This window comes from Aurantimicrobium minutum, assembly GCF_029894165.1.
Taxonomy (GTDB): Bacteria; Actinomycetota; Actinomycetes; order Actinomycetales; family Microbacteriaceae; genus Aurantimicrobium; species Aurantimicrobium minutum_A.
Genome location: NZ_JARXXU010000001.1, coordinates 1,490,954 through 1,510,177, shown reverse-complemented (window position 1 = coordinate 1,510,177; position 19,224 = coordinate 1,490,954). Strand labels below are relative to the sequence as shown.

The window sequence follows — 19,224 nt, the reverse complement described above, 5'->3', positions numbered from 1 at the left end:
GTTCCCAGTAACGTGGAATCGTGGCTAAAGCGGGGTTTGTTGAGCGTGAACGTACGCACCTGCCTGCCTGGACTCCGGACGAGATTCAGCAACAGATCCTAGCCCTGCCTCTCGATGCCTCGGCCGCCATTATTGGTGCTCCTGGTTCAGGTAAAACCCGGCTTCTGATTGAGCTCGTAGCCACACGTGTTGCTGCAGGTGTCAATCCTGACAACATTGTGGTCTTGACCCCACACCGTGTGGCCGCGGGGCGCCTGCGCACTGCGCTGGCGCTGCGGCTGGGAATTCCCACCAATGGTGCCCTCGCGCGCACTCCAGGTTCGCTCGCCTTTGCACTTGCACAGGCACAGGCCTATGCCCACGGTGACGAACAGCCACGATTGCTGACAGGTAGCGAGCAAGACAGCATCATCTCAGAACTCCTCGCCGGCCACCTCGCAGATGGCACAGGTCCGCTGTGGCCTGACCCGCTCGTGCCCGAAGTGCGATCTCGCCGCGCTTTTCGCAGTGAACTCCGTGATCTCTTTGCGCGGGCCACAGAATGTGGGTGGGGCCCAGCCCAACTTCGTGACCAAGGACTCCTCCGTGAACACCCCGAATGGGGAGCGGCAGCGCAATTCTGGGAAGAATATCGTACGGTGATCGCCAGCCTCAGAGCCACGTCCTTCGATTCGGCAGAATTGTTGGCTGTGGGTGCCACCGCATTGCGAGATCCTCAGGTGATGCCCGATGTCCAACTTGTGGTGGTGGATGACGCGCAAGAAATCACTCAGGGTGCTATTCGAATGCTGAGGGCCTTTGCAACTCGAGGCGTTCCCATCGTTGTCGCGGGCGATCCCGACATCACGTCGACCAGTTTCCGGGGCGCAGTGCCACAGTTTTTGGGACGTTTTGCTACGGAAATCGGAATCGATCCAACTCGAACTACCACGTTTGTCTTGCCCCAGGTGTATCGCCATGGCCCGGCACTTCGCGCCCTCGTCAGTAAAGTTACCGAAATGGGTTCTGCCCACGCGGGGCAACAGCGCAGAGCTGTTTCTACTGTCCCTGATGCAGAATATATTCCCATCGAGGTATGTGAACGTGGTTCACGGGTTTCTGAAACCACGGCACTTGCTCGTTCCTTGAGGGAACACCACATTCTGCGTGGAATGTCATGGTCCCAGATGGTTGTCGTCGTTCGCACAAGTTCCCTCGTACCTCAGATCGCCCGCGCATTAGCGGTGGCCGAAGTACCCACGAGAACGCTCTTGTCCGAACGTTCCCTCAAAGAGCATCCCGCTGCACTGGATCTCATCGCTGCTATTGCGGTGGCCATGGGGCGGATGGAATTAACTCCCGCTGTAGCTCACGACCTCCTGCAAAGTCCCATGGTGGGGTTGACGGTGTTGGACCTGCGGCGGCTTCGACAAGCTTTGCGCCATGATGAACTTGCTCAGGGCGGAGTGCGAACCGGAGAAGAACTGCTGACAGCTGCGTTGACCAGCCCGGGAGATCTCCTCACCCTAGATTTTGCTCCGGCCCGTCGCGCGGCACATTTCGCTCAGACCCTGGCCCAACTTTCCCGAGAAAGTGCCGCAGGGCATTCAATTGAAGAGTTGTTGTGGACCGCATGGGATCGCAGTGGATTGGCAAAAACCTGGGGCAAGGATGCTCTGAGTTCAGGACTCGTCGCGGATGATGCCAACCGCAACCTCGATGGTGTCATGGCACTGTTCACTTCTGCCAAGCGTTATGTGGAACGGTTTCCTGATCGCCCGGCCGCTGAATACATCGCAGAACTCTTAGAAGCTGATGTGCCCGAGGACACCCTGGCACCTCAGGCGCAGGCTGAAGCTGTGTTGGTCTGCACCCCTTCCGCTCTAATCGGAATAGAGTTCGAAGTGGTTGCTCTCGCTGCCGTGCAAGAGAACGTGTGGCCTAATCTGCGACCTCGGGGTTCTCTTCTCCATGCGCAAGAACTGTCCACGGAGACCGTGGGAATGAGTCAGGATTTCGCGGCCGCCCGCAAGGAGGTCCTCGAAGACGAGCTTCGAATGTTTGCACTCGCAGTATCCCGAGCCACTTCACATGTCATCGTCACGGCAACGGCCAACGATGACACTCTGCCCTCTGCGTTCGTGCGCCGCGCTCACGCTTTTGTCGCTCCAGCAGAAAAGAGGGCATCCGCACCATCCCGCCTGGCAGAGTATCCCCTCACTTTGCGCGGTCTCGTGGGATCGCTCCGCCGGGCTCTCACCTTGTCCCTGCGACCAGGTGCAACACCAGACCCCACAGTGGCTGCTGCCCTCGCGAAACTCACGGCAGCGGAGGTGCCCGGCGCAGCTCCCACGCAGTGGTACGGCATGATGGAACCTTCCACATCTGAGCCTGTGGTTGATCTCACCGTGCCAGACGCGCAGGTTTCAGTCTCTCCCTCGCGTCTGGAAACGTGGGAGAAGAACCAGCTGGCCTGGTTCATTGAATCGGTTGTGGGAAGAACGTCTACCTCCGCGCAAGGTATTGGCACCATCGTGCACGCCGTCATGGAAGATGCCAGCGCGGACGCCGAGGCCCCCCTAGATGCGGATACGCTCTGGCAAGCCGTTGACGCGCGATGGCATGAATTGAGCTTTGATGCCCCGTGGCTCAGCGAAGGTGAACGTCGCCGGGTGCGCAAAATGGTTGCTGCCCTCTCGGAGTATTTACAGAATTTCAGAAATGAGGGGAAAACCCTTTTGGCTTCAGAGGGCGGATTCACCCTGGAGATGGGGCATGCCACCGTGCGGGGATATATTGACCGCATCGAGCAGGATGTGCTCGGTCACGTTGTCATTGTCGATTTGAAAACAGGGAAGTATTTTCCTGCCGCTAAAGATGTTCCTGAGCATGCACAACTGGCCTGCTATCAGCTGGCTGTTGCCGAGGGTGCTCTCGAAGAAGTGCCTGAAGGGGCAACACCAGGCGGGGCAAAGCTGCTCTACGTCACGAACGGCGTGCGCGGCAAGCTCTATCGAGAGATCATCCAAGATACCTACGACGAAGAAGCGCTTGCGAGTATCCGAGAGCGCATTGAGGCAGCCGCTGCCGGTATGGCTGGACATTCTTTTTCTGCGCCACTGGTTATTCAGGAAGAAAAAGGCGATCCTCACTCGCGCTATGAGTTCCGCATCCACACCGCACCGGCGGTGAGCTCCTCATGACCGTTCAGATTAGCGCACTCGAATTAGCCCGTGCATTGGGATTGCCAGACCCCACCGAAGAACAACAACGCATTATTGAAGCTCCACTCGAGCCCGCATTGGTGATCGCCGGGGCCGGCAGTGGAAAGACCGAAACGATGGCGAATCGTGTCGTGTGGTTAGTTGCAAATGGTCTCGTTCGTGTGGAAGAAATCCTGGGTATGACCTTCACACGCAAGGCTGCCGGTGAACTGGGCGAACGTATTCGTCACCGTGTGGCCACTCTGGTGGAGAAGAAGGTTGTTCCCCTTGATCTCGATGAACTCGACCAGGCCACCGTCACGACTTATAACTCTTTTGCGAATCGGATTTACTCCCAATACGCCGTGTTGATTGGCCGGGATCCGGATGCCACTGTTCTGGGAGAGGCTGCCGCATGGCAACTAGCCCGAACCATTGCCCGTGAAGGTACCGGGGATGCGCTCGCAGATATGGACAAGAGCCTCGACGTGCTCACCGAGGCAATTCTGCGGTTATCACGTGCTCTGGCAGACAACGTGGCAGACCCGGCGCAAGTGGCCTCGTATGCACGTGAGCTCGACGCACACACTGTCAATATGCCCATTGACCCAGGCTCTAAGAAAACCTCCCCGGTCGATTCGTGGCTGAAGGCCCGTGAAGTGGGAACGACCCTTCCTGTGCTGGCCGATCTCGCTATCGAATTTGCTGCCGCAAAGCGCCGACAGGGCCTCATTGAATACAGCGACCAGGTCGCGTTAGCTCTGGAAATCTGTCAACGCTATGACAGCGTTGTGGCGGATTTCCGAAGCCAGTTCAAAGTCATTTTGCTCGATGAATACCAAGATACTTCCGTGGTGCAAACCCAGTTGTTGTCTCTTCTGTTCTCTTCCACACCTGTCATGGCCGTGGGAGATCCCCACCAGTCGATTTATGGCTGGCGCGGCGCCTCTGCGGACAACATCGAACAATTTGGTGCCGCCTTTGGTTCCGGAGTTGACTCCACTCCGACCTATTCGCTTTCGACAAGTTGGCGCAATCCTGTTTCTGTTCTGAACGCAGCCAATGTCCTCGTTACTCCGCTGACCGCCAAAACCCGCATCCCCGTGGAACAGCTCCATTCCCGCGAGGGTGCTGGGCAAGGTGAGCTGGAGCTCGTCGTGGCCGAGACAATCCTCGAGGAGGCCTCAGCAGTCGCGCACTGGCTCTCGGAGAGAGTTTCCGACTCCACCACAGCTGCACTGCTGTGCCGCTCACTCAAGGGCATAGAGCCGTTCAAGAGAGCACTCGAGGCCCAGGGTGTGCGCTACCACGTGGTTGGTTTAGGTGGTTTGCTCGATGAACCCGTGATTGTGGATCTGGTGTGTACCCTTCGCGTCCTGCACGATGCCACTGCAGATTCTGAATTGGTGCGCCTGCTCACCGGAGCTCGCTGGGCGATAGCTCCGAAAGATATCGTCGGATTGAACGCCGTCGCGCGGTGGATCTCCGAACGTGATCACCGCCAACAAAAACTAACCGATGAAGTCCGGTCTGCCCTCAAGAACTCAGTGCTCTCTGAAGATGGCGCCTCTTTGGTGGATGCACTCGACTTTGTTGTGACCGCCCCCGATTCACACCGTGCGCTGGAACGAATCTCCGCCATTGGGCTGAGCCGTCTCAAAAAAGCAGGGGAGCAGCTGGCTCTGCTGCGCCGCCGCGTGGGTGTCGACCTTCGGGAACTGGTCACGATTGTTCAACAAGAGCTCTTGCTCGATATTGAAGCTGTGGCGAACGAATCGGCAGCCACGGCGTTGTCGAGCCTGGAAGCGTTCATGGAGCCGCTGTCGGCTTATGTGGATGGCGAAGATCGTGCCACTCTGGGCGGTTTCCTTTCCTGGTTGCGTGAAGCAGAACGCCGGGAGCGCCTGAGCCCGCAGTCCGCTCCTGCCGAGCCAGGAACAGTTCAAATCATGACCATCCACGGCTCGAAAGGCTTGGAATGGGACGTTGTGACCATTCCCCGCATGGTCAAAGACGAACTGCCCGGCGATCGCACCCGAGCAGAAACGTGGTTGGGCTTTGGCCGGCTCCCGTTCCCTTTCCGGGGAGATGCTGCCCATTTGCCCGCGTTCAACTGGCGTGCTGCCACTACGCAGGTTGAGCTGGCTGCACAGTATGAAGAATTTCGGGAAGCTGTTCGTCAACGCTATGACGATGAACAACGAAGATTGGCCTACGTTGCCATTACCCGCGCCAAGCAGAGCCTGCTACTGTCGGCATCTTTCTGGGCTTCTCAAGTGTCGCCACGACCTGTGGGTGTTTTCGTGCAGGAGCTTTGTGCTGCGGGAGTGGTCGGTTCACAGATCCCCGACGCGCCGCATAATTCAGCAAACCCCCTGGGGGACAACGAAGAACTCGTTCAGTGGCCACTGGACCCACTGGGCACACGGAGAGATGTTGTGCACTGTGCCGCCGAGGCTGTGTATCTCGCCGACCCTGGATTCGAGACGCCCTGGGATGCCGAGATAGAACTTCTTTTGGCTGAACGAGCACGTCGTGGCCGCGAAGACCTGCTCATTCCACTGCCCGAGCGCATCCCTGCCTCTCGCTTCAAAGATTTTATTGACAACCCAGAAGCAGTCGCCAAGGCGCTTCGCAGGCCCCTGCCCGAGCGCCCCTATCGCGCCACAGCACTGGGGACGCTGTTCCACTCCTGGGTGGAAGAACGTTCACAGATCAGCTCACACCTCGAGGTTCTCGATGCGCATCCCGGTGAACTTGATGGAAGGGATCCCGATTCACGTGTTGCCGGAGATGAACAGACACTTCAGGCGCTCAAAGCAACCTTTGAGCAGAGTGAATGGGCACACCGCAAACCCGTCGCGATAGAGCTCGAAGTCAACGTTCCCTTCGGAAACAGCGTGGTGATTTGCAAGATCGACGCAATCTATGAAATTGAAGGTTCACACGGAACACGTTTCGAAATCGTCGACTGGAAAACGGGCAAAGCGCCCAAGGATGCAGCTGATCTGGAACTCAAACAGTTTCAGCTTGCGCTGTATCGAATGGCGTATGCACGGTGGTCCGGAGTTCCCGAAGAGAACATCACTGCCGCCTTCTACTTTGTGGCAGAAGATAAGGTCATTCGACCTGAACGCATTTACTCCGAGAGGGAGTTGGAAGAGCGCTGGTCGTCAGTGACCGGCTTCATGCCGGGGTAACGACCCGAAGAATCACCGGGAGTCTCGTCGAGGAGCTCCACAACTTCCGTCACGGTGAGAATGGGTTCGGTATCCGTGCCAATGGAATTGTTGTTCTCTTGGTGCACGCTGTCGACGAGTCGATCCAGCATGTCGATAGCGTCATCCACGATGTCGGTGCTCTTGTGCTCCACACCGTGCAGGAGCCAGCGGGCCAATTCAAGTTCTGAATAGAGGGTTGCCCGCTGACGCAGCTTGGGGTCCACCAGCGAGTGGCGAGAGTCACCATACGCGGTGAATGCCGCATCTTGAGCGTCAATGGGGGCGTTGATAATCCAGTGCATATCTGCGGCGGGGTCACCCACGCGCAGTGCTGCCCATCCGAGCACGCCAGAAATGGAGTCTTCTCCGGCAATGAAAGAGTCAATGCCGAGGGAGCCATGAATCACGGTGGGTTCAAACATCCACAGGTTGCTGTCGTTCACCGCTTCCTGCCAGCGAGCAGACAGGGCAGCGGGCAGAAGGTTTGTGGCCTGTGCTTGTGAAACAAGTTCCCTTGTTTGGCGCTGAATATCCGCCGCTGCGAAGAAAGGTAAACCCGCATCGGAAACAAAGTGTGTGGGGAGTGAGTGGATGGATGCAATTCCAGATCCGATGGATACAGGAAGTCCTGATTCCACAGTGAAATCTGCCAGTGTGAGTTGGTGGCCGTGCAGGAATTCAAACACGAGACCAAAAGTTTTGCCAATACTTGCGCGGCCCACCAAGCTGGGCACATCAAAGGTGAGGCGGGAGCGAATACCCGCGGTCATCGTCTCGAGGGCGTATTTCTCTGCACCAAGCTGTGCTTCAGCTTCGGCAGAGTTGGGAACGCGGACAATGACCTCGCGACCGGTGGCGTCTGTGACGAGTGCAGCGAAGAAATCTCCGTGCATTCCAGTGGAGAAAGCTTGAGCTTGTACGGGGTCAAAACCGGGCACAGCTGCTGTTGCCAACGCCGCTAGAGTGATATGAGATCTGGCCATGAAATACAGGCTAAGTCGCGGATGTGCTTGTGGGCTCTAACGCCACGCATCGAATGCCCGACTCATACTGCTAAGCGAGTGACATGAACCACGAATTTACCCAACGTCTCACGTTGGCCCGTCATGCCACAGACCGTCGTGCAGAGCTGCGCACCCGCCCAGAACTACTCGATGAACTCGCAGCTGACGCCAGAACCCGTGTGATTGTGCTGAACCAGGGTAAAGCCCTCGTCTCCGGTGCGGAATTGACCACTGTTTCACTGGATCAGCTGGAAGCTGTGGCCCCTGCTGCCACTCAGGAAATCCTTTTCCTCGGAGTCTCCACCGAGGCGGCTCCCCATGAACCTGTGGGCACTCCGTTTCTTGCGGTGACGGTGAGCGATGAGGTGGCACAGCTCCTGGGCCCAGAAGAAAATAGTTGGGGTGATCTGCGGATTCTGGGAACTGCGTTTTCTGACCGCGATGCAGGACTGTTTACCCAAGCGCTTGCCCTGGCTAACTGGCACCGCAGCCACCCGCATTCTCCCGTGGATGGGCTCGCAACTGTCTCTGGTCAGGCTGGCTGGGTTCGTCACAGTCCAGAGGATGACAGAGCTCAAAATTTCCCTCGCACAGACCCTGCCATCATCGTGATGGTGACCGATGACCAGGATCGCCTCCTCATGGGCAACAACGCGATGTGGGAATCCAATAGATTTTCTTTGCTAGCCGGCTTTGTCGAACCCGGGGAGTCGCTCGAAGCAGCTGTGATCCGGGAAGTTCGCGAAGAGTCCGGCATCGAAGTTGTCGACCCGATGTATCTGGGTTCACAGCCCTGGCCTTTCCCACAGTCACTCATGTTGGGCTTCAAAGCCCGTGTTGCACCAGGATTTAATGCCGAAAACACGGTTGCGGACGGGGAAGAGATTCTTAAACTGCGTTGGTTTACCCGGGAGGAGCTGGTCGCCAGTTTGGACGAAATTGTCCTGCCCGGTCATGTCTCGATCGCCCGTGCTCTCATCGAAGAATGGTTTGGTGGTCCGCTCGATCAGGAAGCCATCTGGTGACCTCACGAGCTTCCGGCATCGTTGCTGCCACTCCCGAAGAACTTCTCGCTGGTCTCGATGACGACCAGCGCAGCGTTGCGGAAGAACTGCGCGGTCCAGTCTGTGTTCTCGCCGGTGCAGGAACGGGAAAGACCCGTGCGATAACCCATCGCATTGCCTATGGAGTGGCCACAGGAACCTATGCACCCGACCGTGTCCTGGCATTGACCTTCACCAACCGCGCCGCGGGTGAAATGCGAACCCGCCTGCGTCAATTAGGTGCAGGTCCGGTCCAGGCCCAGACTTTTCACGCCGCAGCGTTGCGACAACTCGGACATTTCTGGCCATTGTTTGTGGGTGGGGATGCACCCAAGGTCTTTGACTCTAAGTCACGGCCACTGGCAGAGGTTGCCACCAAACTGGGCCTCAAACTCGACACGGCCACACTTCGCGACTTGGCCTCCGAAGTGGAATGGCGCAAGACGAGCAATCTCAATCTTGGTTCCTATGAGAAGCGCGCTTATGCGCGTCCCATGCCGGGAAACCTTGCCGTCTCAGACGTTCTCTCCGTGATGAGTGGCTACGAAGATCTGAAAGACGATCGCGGTCAGATCGACATGGAAGACGTTCTCTTGTTGACAGCAGGTTTATTGGAATCGGAAGCTGCCGCAGCGATGGAAGTTCGGGAGCGGTATCGGTTCTTCGTCGTGGACGAATATCAGGACGTGTCACCACTGCAACACCACCTCTTGAGTCTGTGGCTGGGTGACCACCGGGATCTGTGTGTGGTGGGTGATGCGAGCCAGACCATCTACTCGTTCACCGGGGCAACCAGTGATTATCTGCTCGACTTTGGCCAGGCCTACCCCGATGCACACATTGTGAAGTTGGAAACCAACTATCGCTCGACCGCGCCGATTGTGGCAACGGCGAATGCACTCATGCGGGATCGGCCTGGAGCGTTGACGCTCACTGCGGCAACGCCAGACGGCCCAGCCCCACAGTGGAGTGAATATCCCCACGATGCTGCCGAAGCGCGGGGCGTGGCAACCAAGATCGCTGCTGAGATTGCTGCCGGCACGCAACCCGAAAATATTGCGGTGCTGTATCGCATCAATGTCCAGGGTGTCGCGCTGGAGCAAGCCCTCTCTGATCTGGGTATCAGTAGCACCATCCATGGGGCACAGCGCTTCTATGACCTCCCTGAAGTCAAGCAAGCCATCATGGCTCTGCGCGGAGCATCGGTATCGGTTGCTGGCGAACCCCTCTTCAAGTCCGTCAGTGATGTGCTGCGCTCGGTGGGGTGGAGTCAAGAGGCTCCTCACACCACCGGTGCAGCACGGGCTAAGTGGGAAGCCCTTAATGCCCTCATGGTGATGGCAGACGAGGCCCCGGAAGGAACGAGCTTCCGTGCGTTTACGGATGAACTCTTGGCGCGCCAGGCAGCTCGACACGAACCCACCCTGCATGCCGTCACACTCGCCTCCGTGCACTCAGCGAAGGGTTTGGAGTGGGACTCCGTCCATGTGATTGGGCTGTCTGAAGGACTGTTCCCAATTAGCTATGCGCAGGATTTAGAAGCCATCGCAGAAGAGCGTCGTTTGCTGTATGTGGCCATTACGAGGGCACGACAGCAACTTTCTCTCTCCTGGGCACAGCAGGGAACCGGCCGTGCGACGAACCGAGAACGCTCACGTTTCGTGGCAGAGCTTGGCATGCACAATCCGGGTGCAGGGCGTAAGTAACCTTTTCCCTTTCTCCCGTGATGGTGTCCATCCGGATGCCACTCTCAGAGGTCAGCGGTATCTGCTCTGGTGTCGAGATCCAGCGGCTCAGCATGGTCGAAACCTCATAACGAGCCAGTGGGGTGAGGCTTGACGCGGGCCGATCCACAACCTGGCTCGCAATCGTAGGCCAGACCTCGTCGACATCCCGGTGGTGAAGCTCGAGGCATTCTGCGCAGGGAAACCTCGAGATATCCGCTCCAGGTTCCGGGGTTGTTCCCAGTGCGGGGCTGATCTGAACGTGGGAGTCGCTCCAGCACACGGTGAGGTGGGGGATTCCGCGTCGTAACCAGTCACCGGTGCGATGAGGTGCGATGGCAAAGTTGCCCACCACGATGGCGAGATCGGTTTGTCCTGCCGAACGGGCAGAAGCGTTGACCACGCGATGACCACACTGCACAAGCAGGTTGCCTAACTGGTCAACAAACGAGCCCTGGCCATCCAGCACAATCCGCACACTCTGGGGACGAGGTGTTTCTCGCAGTGCAGGTTCAATGTCAGAGAGAAAGGACCGTGCTGCGGTGAGTGAAAGCCCACATTCCCGTGCGAGGAGGGGAAGTGAATGATCGCTAAATCCCTTCTGGAGGAGGGAAAGCAAGCGTTCGTATTCCACGGCGAGGTCGGTGAGAGTGCAGACAACGGTAGTGACCCCAAACTGCAGGGAGGTGGGGGTGCGCCAGACGAGGGGGAGATCAGGATTGAGTTTGTACATGCAGCGCAGGATGCTGCATGAGAGCAATTATTGTTCTGAATCGTCCACAGGGGGGATGTTGCCATCCAGCAGGTCCGCCAGGGCGCGGTCCATGTCGTCTGGCTCGGCAACCTCACCACGCGCAGTGGCTTCCATGCGTGCAATCAAGGCTGCAGGGTTGTCGAGATCATCTGCACCGGGCATCAGATCGGGGTGAGACCACAGCGCATCCCGGGCATCTGCACCCACAGCGTCAGTAACTTGTTGCCAGAGCGAGGTCGCTTCGCGGAGGCGACGAGGACGCAGTTCTAGGCCAACCAGGGTGGCAAAAGCAGATTCTGCCGGTCCCCCAGAGGCGCGGCGGCGGCGCACCGTCTCGGACAGTGCATCTGCGCGTGGCAGGCGAGTGGTGGCGTGACCGGTGACCACATCAACCCACCCTTCAATCAGCGCAAGCTGAGTTTCTAGTCGTGCTAGGGCAGCAAGCTGTTCGGGGGACTTCGGTGGTATCAGTGCCCCACTCTGGAGTGCTTCGCGCAATTCGTCAGGGTTTTGTGGGTCGAAGTTTCCGGCGATATCTTCCACGCGGGAGAGATCAATCGTGATGCCACGTGCAAAGTCTTGGATGGCTGAAATCAGGTTCAAGCGCAGCCAGCGGGCATGACGGAACAGGCGTGCGTGTGCGAGTTCCCGAACGGCCAAGTAGAGGTGGACCTGATCCATCGGAATATCAAGTCCAGCACCGAATTCCCCCATATTTTGGGGAAGCAGAGCAGCCTGGCCTTCATCGAGGAGGGGGATTCCAACATCGCCGCCAGAGACAACTTCTGAGGAGAGTTGACCGACGACCTGACCAAGCTGCATGGCAAAAAGGCTGCCACCGATCTGCTTCATCAGCTGAGAGGCCCCGGCAATCATGCCTTTCATTTCTTCTGGTGCTTGCTCGGTAAGAACACTAGTTAGTGCGGTGGAAATGCTGTTCGCTACCGGTTCTGCCAACTGTGTCCACAGCGGCATGGTCCGCTCAATCCACTCCAACCGTGTGATGAGTGCTGGGGTGGTGGAGAGCTCGGAAATGTTGGTGGCTTCGGCCAACCACAGGTTCGCAATGTGGAATGCTTGATCGATTTCAGCACGTTCGATCGCACCGACAGGTTTCACAGTAGAGAGCGCCAAAGACTTGGCCTGTTCCATCGCGGTATTCCAGTTGATTCCGTCTCCAGATGCGCTGGCATTCATGGCCGCTTGGAACTGGTTCATGATCTTGGCCAGGCTGGCCGGGTCGTTGGGAAGTCCGGCCGCAGCAGCGAGCTGGCTGGGGTCGACGCCCTCCTTGCCCGCGAGAATGTCACGCAACATATCGCGGAACTCGTCCTCGGGACTGCGTTCGTTCTCGTCCGCCATGGCTCTTCCTTTGTCTCGGTACAACAACGCTAAACCCCGAAGCCTTTATTTCTCCTGATAACGGGACAGAATTGCGTGCGCTGGGCGCGAACATGAGGGAAATACTCAGCAATACCTGACACGCTGGAGTCTGTAGTCCAGTTCAGCGCAACGAAAGGTAGCCACTGCCGTGACACTGTTTCGTGCTGACGAGCATGGCGTACCAGAGGGTTCTCAGAAACCCAAGAAGACCAGGGCTCAACGTCGTCGATCTCTTGGCGTGACCTTATTGGTGGGATCCCTTGTACTTGTTGTCGGATTAGCCGCTGTTCCTTCGGCGTACGTGATTGAACAACCAGGACCCTGGTTTGACACTCTGGGCACCGTTTCCGTGCCTGATCCTCAGGATGACGAGAAGAAAATCAAGATTCCCCTCATCACCATTGAGGGTGCTCAAACTTTTCCCACCACAGGTGAGCTTGATTTGCTCACGGTGTCCGTATTAGGCAACCCCGAGCAGACGCCGTCCTGGCTGGAAGTAGCCAGTGCCTGGTTCGACCCTTCCAAAGCAGTGCTTCCCTTGGAAGCGATCTACCCGCCCAACGAATCCACGACAGACCGCGAAGCCGCAAACACTGCTCTGATGGTTGATTCTCAGCAGGATGCCATCGCAGCTGCTTTGACAAATCTGGGATACGACGTTGTGGTTGGTGTGGAAGTTCTCGGATTTACCGATGCCTCTCCTGCCAAGGGTGTTCTCCACGAAGGCGACGTCATCACGGCGTTCAACGGAACGGCTGTGGAGAGTGTGCCTCAACTCCGGGAACTTCTCGATGCGAACGGCACGGAAGTTGCCGGCACCATTGACTACACCCGGGCAGGCATTGCAGCACAAGCCCAGATCACGCCGATGGACGTCGACGGGAATGTTGTTTTGGGTATTGGCGCAAAGTCCAAGTATGAGTTCCCTTTCGACGTAACTATTCGTCTCGATGACGTGGGCGGCCCCAGTGCTGGCCTGATGTTTGCTCTCGGCATCATTGACAAGCTCACGCCCCACGAAACCACGGATGGCAATCACTACGCCGGCACCGGAACTATTGATGCGGCCGGAAATGTAGGACCGATTGGCGGTATTCGTCAGAAGTTGTATGGCGCGAAGAAAGCCGGAGCAACCTACTTCTTCGCCCCTGCCGATAACTGTGACGAGGTGGTGGGACACGTTCCCGCGGGCCTCGATGTCTTTGCTGTTTCCACTCTCGATGAGGCGCTGAACGTCATGAACTACGTCGAAATGCACGGTGAAAAAGCGGCCGCCATGAACGCCACAATGGGAATGTTCCCCACATGCCAGAATTAAGCACGCACAACCCCCGCCCCATGATTGAGGTCACACTGTGAGTAACGCATCACCCCGCCCCGCACGCCGGCAAGGTAACCGACGACCTTTGGTCGTCACCATTGTTGTTTTGGTTGTGTTGCTGATTGTCTTTTTTGCTTTCGCCAGCGTGTACTCAGATGTGTTGTGGTACCAGCAGCTCGGCTTCCTGAACGTTCTGACAACTCAGTGGTTTGCTGCCGCCGGATTCTTCATCGCCGGTTTTATTGCGATGGCTGTCCCCGTGTGGCTATCAATCGAGATCGCCTATCGTCGACGCCCGGTATATGCGCGTCTCAACTCGCAGCTTGACCGCTATCAGGATGTCATCGAGCCTCTGCGTAAGTTACTGACCTGGGGCGTTCCGGCTCTCCTGGGAATCTTCGCGGGGTTGTCCACGGCTACCCGCTGGCAGATGGCATTGCTGTGGTTCAACAGCACACCCACGGGGGAGAAGGATCCTCAGTTCAACCTCGATATTTCTTTTTATCTCTTTGATTTGCCCTTTTACCGCGCAGTCGTCGCGCTGTTCTCGGCAATTGTTTTGCTCTCTGCGATTGCTGCGCTGATCACGAACTATGTCTACGGTTCGATTGCTGTTGCCCGTCGTGAGCTTCGCATTGCGAAGGCCGCACGCATTCAATTGGCCATCATCGGTGCGATCTACATTCTGATTCAGGCAGTGAGCATCTGGCTGGACCAATACGCCACCATGACCAGTGCAAAGGGCTTGATTACCGGTGCAAGCTACACCGATGTCAACGCCACCATCCCTGGGTTGCAGATACTGTCATTGATTGCCATCTTGGTGTCACTTCTGTTTATCGTGACAGCATTCACCGGCCGTTGGCGCTTGCCGCTGGTGGGCACCGCAATGCTCGTTATTTCCGGATTGATCCTCACCATGGGGTACCCCTGGATTATGCAGCGCTTTATTGTGGACCCCTCGGAGCGCTCGCTTGAAGAGCCCTACATCGCACGCAACATTGACCTGACGCGTCAGGCATATGGCGTTGATGAAATTGATGCAACTCCTTATAACGCCACCACGGATGCCACTCCGGGTGCGCTGCGTTCGGACGCAGAGACCACTGCGAGCATCCGCATTATTGACCCTGCGTTGGTCAGCGCATCCTTTGCCCAGCTGGAACAGTTCAAGCAGTACTACTCCTTCCCCCAGGAGCTTGATGTTGACCGCTACACCATTGATGGCAAGAGCCAAGACTCTGTTGTGTCAGTTCGTGAACTCAACCAGGCTGGTGTGGGAAGTAACCAGAGTTGGTATAACAACACCCTGGTTTATACCCACGGTTACGGTCTTGTCGCTGCCTATGGAACCGAGCGGTCCTCCGATGGTCAGCCCGTCTTCCTTGAGGCAGGCATTCCTTCCAGCGGTGAACTCGGTGAATTTGAACCCCGCATTTACTTTGGCGAGAACTCACCGCTCTACTCGATCATTGGTGGAACATCTAGTACCAAACCGGTAGAACTTGATTACCCTGCATCAGGAAGTGAAAACGAGCAGGTCTACAACACATTCCAAGGTGAGGCTGGACCGAAGCTCGAAAACATCTTCAACCGTTTGGTCTATGCCCTGAAGTTCCAGAGTGAAGAGATTCTGCTCTCCGACGCTGTCACTAATGATTCACAAATCATCTATGACCGTAACCCCCTCCAGCGCGTTCAGAAGGCTGCACCGTATCTGACTTTGGACTCTGACCCCTATCCCACCGTCGTGGATGGTCGCGTTGTCTGGGTTGTAGACGGATACACCACGAGCGCTAACTACCCCTACTCCAAGATGGAAAGCCTGTCCTCGGTCATCAGCGACCAGGCGCAGTCTGCCAACGCATTCGTCATGGATAACGTCAACTACATCCGTAACTCGGTCAAAGCCACCGTGGATGCCTATGACGGCTCTGTCACGCTGTATGCCTGGGATGAGAACGATGCGGTGTTAAAGACATGGCAGAAGATTTATCCTTCAAACCTGCAGCCCTTGAGCAAGATGTCGGGTGAGCTGATGAGCCACGTGCGCTATCCCACAGACCTGTTCAAAGCACAGCGATCAATCTTGGGTCAGTACCACGTGACTGATGCTGGCTCTTTCTACTCCGGTGATGACGCATGGGTGACCCCCAACGATCCCACTGCGACCTCGGATGCCACCAAGTATCAGTCGCCTTACTACCTCACGATGAAGGTTCCTGGTGCAGAGGCTCCCGCCTACTCCATCTACTCCACCTTCATTCCGAAGGCCTCAGGAACCTCCAGCCGTAACGTGTTGACCGGTTACCTCGTTGCAGACGCTGATGCGGGCTCCGAAAATGGAAAGAAGGCCGACGGCTATGGCAAACTTCGTTTGCTCACATTGCCGAAGGTTGTCACCGTGCCGGGACCTGGTCAGGTGCAGAACAACTTCAACGCCGACCCTGATGTCTCGAAGGAACTGAACCTGCTCTCGCAGGGTTCAACCAACGTCCTCAAGGGTAACCTGCTGACCCTCCCTGTGGGTGGCGGTCTGCTCTATGTTCAGCCTGTCTATGTTCAGTCCACCGGTAACACCAGTTACCCACTGCTGAAGAAGATCCTGGTCGCCTTCGGTGACAAGATTGCCTTCGAAGACACCCTGCCACTTGCACTTGACGCCCTCTTCGGTGGAAATGCTGGAGTGGATGACCCCACAAACGGGGGAGCCGTAGCGCCGGAACCTGATCCAGCAGCAGACAACGGTGGCAATGCGCCTACTACGAACGAAACCTTGAACCAGGCGCTCCAAGCTGCCAAGGCTGCACTTGCAGACCGTGAAGCAGCTCGTATCGCTGGTGACTGGGCTGCCTATGGTGCTGCAGATGCAGCATTGACGGAAGCCCTCACTCGGGCGCTTGCCGCTTCGGCTCAGTAAATTCCCTTTATTTCTGGGAAAGTCTCTCTGTATAAGGTTAGGGTTGCCTAACCTTATCTGAGAGTTTCCTGAGAATAAATTCCGATAGTTAGAAAAATCAGGGCCTTCAAACATCTCATTCGGATACGAACGAGCGTAGCGTTGAAATAGGAACAAAAATACCCTCAGGGGTATATCGAACCTATTGTTTTTCAGCCGAAAAGCAATCAGAGACACCGCACAATGCCTTGGAGGCAGCCATGGAATGGCTTGACCCGTTAGCTTTGGCACGATGGCAGTTTGGTTTGACGACGGTCTACCACTTCCTGTTCGTGCCCATCACGATTGGTATGGCTCTCTCAGTAGCCCTCTTCCAGACCGCGTGGTACCGGACTGACAAAGTTCACTACCTGCAACTCACACGTTTCTTTGGAAACTTATTCCTCATCAACTTCGCTATGGGCGTCGTGACGGGAATCGTTCAAGAATTCCAGTTCGGTATGAACTGGTCTGACTACTCACGCTTCGTAGGTGACATCTTTGGAGCACCCCTGGCATTTGAAGGCTTGATGGCGTTCTTCTTCGAAGCTACCTTCATCGGATTGTGGATCTTTGGTTGGGACAAGCTTCCACGAGGTCTCCACCTCGCAACGATTTGGCTCACCTGGGTAGGTACGGTTCTCTCCGCGTACTTCATCCTTGCCGCGAACGCATTCATGCAAAACCCAGTTGGGTTTGAAATGAACGCGGAAAAGGGTCGCGCAGAACTGGTCGACATTGTTGCCGTGTTGGCTAACCCCATTGCAACAAACCAATTCCCACACACCATCCTGGGATCGATCATGGTTGCTGCTGCAATCATTGTCTCTGTTTCGGCATGGCACCTTTCCCGAAACCAGAACCTCGACACCATGCGTCCTGCTTTGAAATTTGGACTGTGGGCATTATTGGGTTCAGGAATCATGATGTTCATCTCTGGTGACTCTCTGGGTCTTGCCATGGTTGAAGCACAACCCATGAAGATGGCAGCTGCAGAAGCTCTCTACACAACCTCAGCAAATGCGTCCTTCTCGGTGTTCTCAATCGGAACACCAGACGGTTCATCTGAAATCTGGTCGGTACGCGTCCCAGGACTCTTGTCATTCTTGTCCACCCACACCTTTACCGGTGAGGTTGAAGGCATCAACGACCTCCAGGCTGCATACACTGCTGCCTACGGCCCTGGTGACTATGCACCACTGATCTGGGTGACCTACTGGTCCTTCCGTTGGATGATTGGCCTCGGAGCACTTGCTGCTTTTGTCGCTGTTGTGGGTCTATGGCTTACTCGTGGAAACCGCAACCCTGGCAAATGGGCATGGAAGGCTGCCACGTGGAGCTGGCCACTGCCACTTCTCGCAATGACTGTCGGGTGGATCTTCACCGAGATGGGTCGTCAGCCTTGGATTGTCTTTGGGCTTCTCAAGACCGAAGACGGCGTTTCACCTGGAGTGACAGGACTGGAAGTACTGATCTCTCTCGTGGCCTTTACGGCAATCTATGGAGTGCTGGCTGTAGTTGAAGCCAAACTCTTCCTCAAGGCAGCCCAAAAGGGTCCTGCTCCCGTTGAGATGACGAAGGTGGATGGCTCTGATGAAGAGCAGCCCGTCCTCGTCGGAACTGTCTACTAGGAGGACACGATGGATCTCGCATACCTCTGGTTCTTTATCGTTGGATTCCTCTTCATTGGGTATTTCGTACTTGATGGCTTCGACTTTGGCGTTGGAATGTCTCTGCCCTTCCTGGGTAAAGATGACACGGATCGTCGTGTCCTCATCAACACCATTGGCCCCGTATGGGACCTTAACGAGACCTGGGTCATCGTTGCAGGTGCCAGCTTGTTTGCTGCTTTCCCTGAGTGGTACGCAACACTCTTCAGTGGCTTCTACCTCGCACTGTTGCTGATTCTTCTTGCGCTCATCGTTCGTGGTGTTTCATTCGAATACCGCCACAAGAACCCTGAGTCTAAGTGGAAGAAGTGGTTCGACGGAATGATCATCGTCGGATCAGCGCTGCCCGCACTGCTCTGGGGTGTTGCTTTTGCCAACATCGTTCAAGGTGTGGCTCTGAGTGAAAACCACATCTACACTGGTGGTCTTTTGCCACTACTCAACCCCTATGCCCTTCTGGGTGGAATCACTACTCTCGTCTTGTTCTTTACTCACGGAGTTGTGTTTATCACTTTGAAGACAGAGGGTGAGCTCAAAGAGCGAGCACGCAAGCTGGCCATCAAGTCAGGCCTCGTCACGATTGTGGTTGCTGCCACCTTCTTGGTGTGGACCACGATTGCTTTTGGATCGGTACTCTCAGGCGCTGTCGCTGTTATTGCAGCTCTGGCACTGATTACTGCCTACTTGCTTAACCTGCGTGGACGTGAAGGCTGGTCCTTCGCATTCATGTCAGTCACGGTTGCAACTGCCGTGTTGAGCTTGTTCCTTGCACTGTTCCCTGACGTGATGCCTGCATCAAACAACCCTGCCTACAGTCTCACCATTGAGAATGCGTCGTCTTCGGATTACACGCTCACAGTGATGATGTGGACCGCCTTAATCTTCATGCCTGTCGTGTTGGTTTACCAAGGCTGGACCTACTGGGTTTTCCGCAAGCGCGTGACACGTCAGAGTGTTCTGGCGGCAGCTCACTAGGCTTTCGCC

The 19,224-nt window shown here is 56.4% G+C and carries 10 protein-coding genes; 8 read left to right on the top strand and 2 right to left on the bottom strand.

All coding sequences use genetic code 11. From position 1 onward, the window contains the following. Positions 1-20: 20 nt before the first annotated feature. On the top strand, positions 21-3,182 hold the full coding sequence (locus tag M2119_RS07520; RefSeq protein WP_280804312.1) for an ATP-dependent DNA helicase: 3,162 nt from the start codon (positions 21-23) through the stop codon (positions 3,180-3,182). After that, positions 3,179-6,382 carry an ATP-dependent DNA helicase gene (locus M2119_RS07515; RefSeq protein ID WP_280804311.1) on the top strand — a complete coding sequence of 1,068 codons (3,204 nt, stop codon included), beginning with the start codon at positions 3,179-3,181 and terminating at the stop codon, positions 6,380-6,382. Before M2119_RS07520 ends, M2119_RS07515 begins: the two co-directional genes overlap by 4 nt. On the opposite strand, the gene M2119_RS07510 is transcribed toward M2119_RS07515, so the two are convergent. After that, complete coding sequence (locus tag M2119_RS07510; protein ID WP_280804310.1) at positions 6,322-7,386, bottom strand: phosphotransferase; 1,065 nt, start codon at positions 7,384-7,386, stop codon at positions 6,322-6,324. The genes M2119_RS07515 and M2119_RS07510 overlap by 61 nt on opposite strands. 83 nt (positions 7,387-7,469) lie before the next feature. Here M2119_RS07510 and nudC point away from each other — a divergent pair, with 83 nt between their 5' ends. Both nudC and M2119_RS07500 read left to right on the top strand, forming a co-directional pair. After that, entirely contained in the window at positions 7,470-8,432 is a 963-nt protein-coding gene (gene nudC / locus M2119_RS07505; protein WP_280804309.1) for an NAD(+) diphosphatase, read from the top strand. Further along, positions 8,429-10,156, top strand: a complete 1,728-nt coding sequence (locus M2119_RS07500) for an ATP-dependent helicase (RefSeq protein WP_280804308.1) — start codon at positions 8,429-8,431, stop codon at positions 10,154-10,156. Before nudC ends, M2119_RS07500 begins: the two co-directional genes overlap by 4 nt. A gap of 778 nt (positions 10,157-10,934) precedes the next feature. On the opposite strand, the gene M2119_RS07495 is transcribed toward M2119_RS07500, so the two are convergent. Further along, positions 10,935-12,290 (bottom strand): zinc-dependent metalloprotease, encoded by a 1,356-nt coding sequence (locus M2119_RS07495; protein WP_280804307.1) that lies wholly within the window; start codon positions 12,288-12,290, stop codon positions 10,935-10,937. A gap of 169 nt (positions 12,291-12,459) precedes the next feature. Here M2119_RS07495 and M2119_RS07490 point away from each other — a divergent pair, with 169 nt between their 5' ends. The 4 genes from M2119_RS07490 to cydB all read left to right on the top strand — a co-directional run bounded on the left by M2119_RS07490 (position 12,460) and on the right by cydB (position 19,215). Next, positions 12,460-13,629: a YlbL family protein gene (locus M2119_RS07490; protein WP_280804306.1), complete on the top strand. Its 1,170-nt coding sequence runs from the start codon at positions 12,460-12,462 to the stop codon at positions 13,627-13,629. Between the two features lie 37 nt (positions 13,630-13,666). Beyond that, positions 13,667-16,552: a UPF0182 family membrane protein gene (locus tag M2119_RS07485; protein ID WP_280804305.1), complete on the top strand. Its 2,886-nt coding sequence runs from the start codon at positions 13,667-13,669 to the stop codon at positions 16,550-16,552. 239 nt (positions 16,553-16,791) lie between these two features. Continuing rightward, on the top strand, positions 16,792-18,201 hold the full coding sequence (locus tag M2119_RS07480) for a cytochrome ubiquinol oxidase subunit I (RefSeq protein WP_280804304.1): 1,410 nt from the start codon (positions 16,792-16,794) through the stop codon (positions 18,199-18,201). 9 nt (positions 18,202-18,210) lie between these two features. After that, entirely contained in the window at positions 18,211-19,215 is a 1,005-nt protein-coding gene (gene cydB / locus M2119_RS07475; RefSeq protein WP_280804303.1) for a cytochrome d ubiquinol oxidase subunit II, read from the top strand. Positions 19,216-19,224: the final 9 nt, after the last annotated feature.